At 67.4% G+C, this 4,129-nt stretch carries 3 protein-coding genes and 1 tRNA gene; 1 reads left to right on the forward strand and 3 read right to left on the reverse strand.

Going from position 1 to position 4,129, the window contains the following annotated elements; translation table 11 throughout:
* The 3 genes from A5784_RS12175 to A5784_RS12185 form a co-directional block, all read right to left on the reverse strand.
* Window positions 1–1,396: PP2C family protein-serine/threonine phosphatase (locus A5784_RS12175; RefSeq protein ID WP_064945169.1), on the reverse strand; the 1,396-nt coding region annotated here is incomplete at its 3' end.
* A complete protein-coding gene (locus A5784_RS12180) occupies window positions 1,393–1,860 on the reverse strand; it encodes an FHA domain-containing protein FhaB/FipA (protein ID WP_018602954.1) in 468 nt (155 codons plus the stop codon). The genes A5784_RS12180 and A5784_RS12175, both read right to left, overlap by 4 nt.
* A gap of 130 nt (window positions 1,861–1,990) precedes the next feature.
* Window positions 1,991–3,511, reverse strand: a complete 1,521-nt coding sequence (locus tag A5784_RS12185; RefSeq protein ID WP_064945170.1) for an FHA domain-containing protein — start codon at window positions 3,509–3,511, stop codon at window positions 1,991–1,993.
* 260 nt (window positions 3,512–3,771) lie between these two features.
* Here A5784_RS12185 and A5784_RS12190 point away from each other — a divergent pair.
* Window positions 3,772–3,854, forward strand: a tRNA-Leu gene (locus A5784_RS12190).
* Window positions 3,855–4,129: the final 275 nt, after the last annotated feature.

Below are 4,129 nucleotides of genomic sequence, written 5' to 3' on the forward strand. Positions count from 1 at the left end.
ATGCGATCGTCGGCAGCGTCAGATGTGTATAAGAGACAGGCGCGGGAGGCGGAGTCGACGCCGGGGCCGGGCCGGTCGTGGTGGTCGGCGCAGGTGGCGGTGCGCTCGTCGTGGTCGGCGGCGTGCGCGTGACGCATACCGGCAGCACCGAACTGCGCGCCAACTCATGGATCTGGGCGATGGCCTCGTCCTGCGTGCCGCCCGGCAGGCCTGCGATCACCTGCGCCCGCTCAGAGGGGCGCATGTCGCTGACCGCCATCAGCCGGCACCCGAGATTGTCGCGGTTGTCGCCGGCACCGATCAGGGACAGCTCATTGCGGGCGTTCAGGCAGCCCAGCCCGTACGGCTCCTGCAGTGAGACCCCGAGAAACGAGCCCTGGATACCACGCATGATCGCCACGATGCCGTCGTGCTCGCCGACGTAGTAATTGCTTCGGATGATCTGACGGCCGATGGCCAGGCCCGCGAGCACCACCAGGACCAGCAGGACCGCAGCGATCACGTAGCGGCGCCGGGAGCGGGGCTTGCGGGCCGGTTCGGCCGGTTGGGGGACCACCTTTTTCGGCTCGTTGCGGCGCGGGTTGAAGGCAGAGGCCCGACCCGCCGCGGTGTTGGGCGGGATCGTGTCGTCGTCGACGCCCGAAACGGCTCCGGCGAGGATCGGCTGGGTCTGGCCGTAGTCGTAGTCGACGACGTCGGCGACCACCACCGTCACGTTGTCCGGACCGCCGCCGCGCAACGCCAATTCGATCAGCCGGTCGGCGCTTTCGGTGACGTCTTCGATCTGCAGCGCCTCGTGGATGGTCTCCTGGCTGACCGGATCGGAGAGGCCGTCGGAGCACAGCAGGTACCGGTCACCGGCTTTCGCCTCGCGCATCGTCAGCGTCGGCTCGACCTCGTGGCCTGTCAGCGCCCGCATGATGAGCGAGCGTTGCGGGTGGCTGTGCGCCTCTTCGGCGGTGATGCGGCCCTCGTCGACCAGGGTCTGGACGAAGGTGTCGTCCTTGGTGATCTGGGTGAGCTCACCGTCGCGCATCAGATACCCGCGGGAGTCACCGATGTGGACCAGGCCGAGACGGCTGCCGGCGAACAGGATCGCGGTCAGCGTCGTACCCATGCCCTCGAGCTCGGGATCTGCCTCCACGTGCGCGGCGATGGCCGAGTTACCTTCGGCGACTGCCGAATTCAGCTTGCCGAGCAGGTCACCACCGGGTTCGTCGTCATCGAGGTGGGCCAACGCGGCGATGACGAGTTGGGAGGCCACCTCGCCTGCGGCGTGCCCACCCATACCGTCGGCCAGGGCGAGCAGACGCGCCCCCGCATACACGGAGTCCTCGTTGTTGGCGCGGACCAGGCCGCGGTCACTGCGCGCGGCGTATCGAAGCACGAGTGTCACGGTCGAAGCTCGATTACCGTCTTACCGATTCGCACCGGCGTGCCAATGGGAACCCTTACCGCTGTTGTCACCTTCGCCCTGTCAAGGTATGTGCCGTTGGTCGATCCTAGGTCCTCCACGTACCACTCCGAACCGCGTGGTGACAGTCGGGCGTGGCGCGTCGAGGCGTAATCATCTGTGAGCACCAGTGTCGAGTCGTCGGCACGGCCGATCAGCACCGGCTGAGAACTCAGCGTGATGCGGGTACCGGCGAGTGCGCCTTCGGTGACGACCATCTGCCTGGCGATGTGCCTGCGCTGGCGGCTGGGCAGCAGTGAGCCGCGCAAGGCCAGCCCCCGACGCACCATGACCGCACCGGTCGGCGCATAGATGTCGGTGCGCAGGATCCGCAGCACCGACCAGATGAAGAGCCACAGCAGCAACAGGAACCCGACGCGCGTCAGCTGCAGCACTAACCCCTGCATCTGACATCCTCTCCGTACCCGTCCCAATGACGTCGTTCCGTGCCCTGCGGCATCGTCACGATACTTGGACGGCGACTGGCATGAGGGTGAAGCGGGTTGCTAGCCACCCCGGTGTGTCCGGTCCGATACCTCAGTGCACGCGCACGATGATCTCGGAATGGCCCAGCCGGATGACGTCGCCGTCGGCCAGCTGCCACTCCTGCACCGGGGCGTTGTTCACGGTGGTGCCGTTGGTGGAGTTCAGGTCCGCGAGCAGGGCCACCTGACCGTCCCACCGAATCTCGAGGTGACGACGCGACACGCCGGTGTCCGGTAGCCGGAACTGGGCGTCCTGGCCACGGCCGATCACGTTGGCGCCTTCACGCAGCTGGTAGGTCCGGCCGCTGCCGTCGTCGAGCTGCAGGGTGACGGTCGCGCCGCCGGCGTGGTAGTCGCCGCCGCCGTACCCGCCTTGACCAGCGTCCTGGCCGTAGTCGTAGTCACGGCCACCCTGATCGCCGTAGCCGCCGCCGTAACCGCCCTGGTCGCCGTAGCCCTGGTCCTGGTAGCCGCCCTGCTGCTGATCGCCGTAACCACGGCCGTAGTCCTGCTGGCCGTAATCCTGCTGCGGCTGGCCGTAACCGCCGCGCTGGTCGCCGTAGCCGCCGCCGTAGCCACCCTGGTCGCCGTAGCCACCCTGGCGAGGATCCGGACCCGGACGGCCGCCGCCGCCCGGCTGCTGACGTCCGTAGTCATAGTCGGCGCTGGGCCCCGGTCCTGCCGGGCCGCCGTAGCCGCCACCCTGAGGCGGGCCGTACCCACCGGGCTGCTGGCCGTAGCCGCCGCCGCGCTGGTCGTAGTTCGGGCCGCCGCCGTAGCCGCCTCCGCCGCGCTGGTCGTCCTGCGGGGGATAGCCACCGCCGCGCTGGTCCGGGTAGCCGCCCTGATCGGGGTAACCGCCGCGGTCGCCGTAGCCACCCTGATCGGGGTAGCCACCCTGGTCCGGGTAGCCGCCGCCGCGGGGTGGGTAGCCGCCGCCCGGCTGGTCCTGCTGGGGATAGCCGCCGCGCTGGTCATCCTGCGGGGGGTACCCGCCGCCGCGCTGGTCGTCTTGAGGGGGATAGCCGCCACCGCGCTGGTCGTCCTGCTGGCGTCCGTACCGGTCATCGAAGTAGTCGTCGCCAGGCCGACCTTGTCCCTGGCCGCCGCGGTAGCTCGGATTGTCGGTCATAGATGGTTCTCCTGATTCTGCGGTGAACGCCTGGTCGCGATGTACTCGTGCGGATTCGCCGACGGTGGAATCGGGGTTGACCGCGCCATGTGCGCGGAACTGTCCGGTGTGCAAGTGCGGTGATTGCTCGAATCTGACGACCACATCACCATACGTTTGCCACCCCTGATCATGGATAAATCCCCCCAGATGTTTGGCGAATGCGGATGCGGTCAGGTCAGTATCGGCGCTTACCTTCTGATAGTCAGTGTCACTGAGGGTAATTACGTAGTCGTTCGGTGCCAAAACCTGGCCGCTGCCCACCGTGCGGGCACCGGCCTGCGCCTCGCGGCGCAACATCGACTCCACTTCCTGCGGAACGATCGAGCCGCCGAAGACCCGGGCGAATGCATCACCCACCGTTGACTCGAGCTTGCGTTCGATGCGGTCGACAAGACCCATATCACCGCCCGCCTTCGCTCGTTGTCGTTCGTGGTGCGTACCGGCAGCCGAAGCCACCGCGTGTCGCTCTGGCCACACTGCTCACATGAATGGTATCGGCCCTGCGCCATCGTGCGGGACCAACAGAACTCTGAGAATCAGATCGCAGCAGGTCAGTGACCTGATCTTGATGACGCGAACGATTCCCCATGCCGGCGCAGCCCTCGAACGGCGCGGTTTGGGAACCTCGCGACGGCAGTGATACGCTGCCCCGGTCGCTCGGGCGAGTGGCGGAATGGCAGACGCGCTGGCTTCAGGTGCCAGTGTCCTTCGGGACGTGGGGGTTCAAGTCCCCCTTCGCCCACAAAATTGGTTACAGATCACCCCGGCCTTTGGCCGGGGTTTTTTGTTGGTTGGGCCAGTAGTTGCGGTCGGGGTTGATGTGGTGGCCGGTTTCGCCGATGGCTGACACGGTGGTGGTGACCAGGATCAGACGGGCGTGCCGGCGTGGCGGCGTCCGATGCCGAGGTGGTGTAGGCGGCTGCCGTGGCTCAGGGTGAGGTTGCCGAATTGATCGACGGTGTCGTGGCGGATGCGGAAGTGCTCGAGGGCACCGGTGGGGGTGGCTTTGGGTCGGGC

The organism is Mycobacterium sp. 852013-50091_SCH5140682, from assembly GCF_001665685.1.
Classification (GTDB): domain Bacteria; phylum Actinomycetota; class Actinomycetes; order Mycobacteriales; family Mycobacteriaceae; genus Mycobacterium.

What these genes read in the sequence shown, in the direction of transcription:
- A5784_RS12180 (WP_018602954.1), bottom strand. Translation starts at nt 1,860, where the DNA reads ATGCAGGGGTTAGTGCTGCAGCTGACGCGCGTCGGGTTCCTGTTGCTG.
- A5784_RS12185 (WP_064945170.1), bottom strand. Translation starts at nt 3,511, where the DNA reads ATGGGTCTTGTCGACCGCATCGAACGCAAGCTCGAGTCAACGGTGGGT.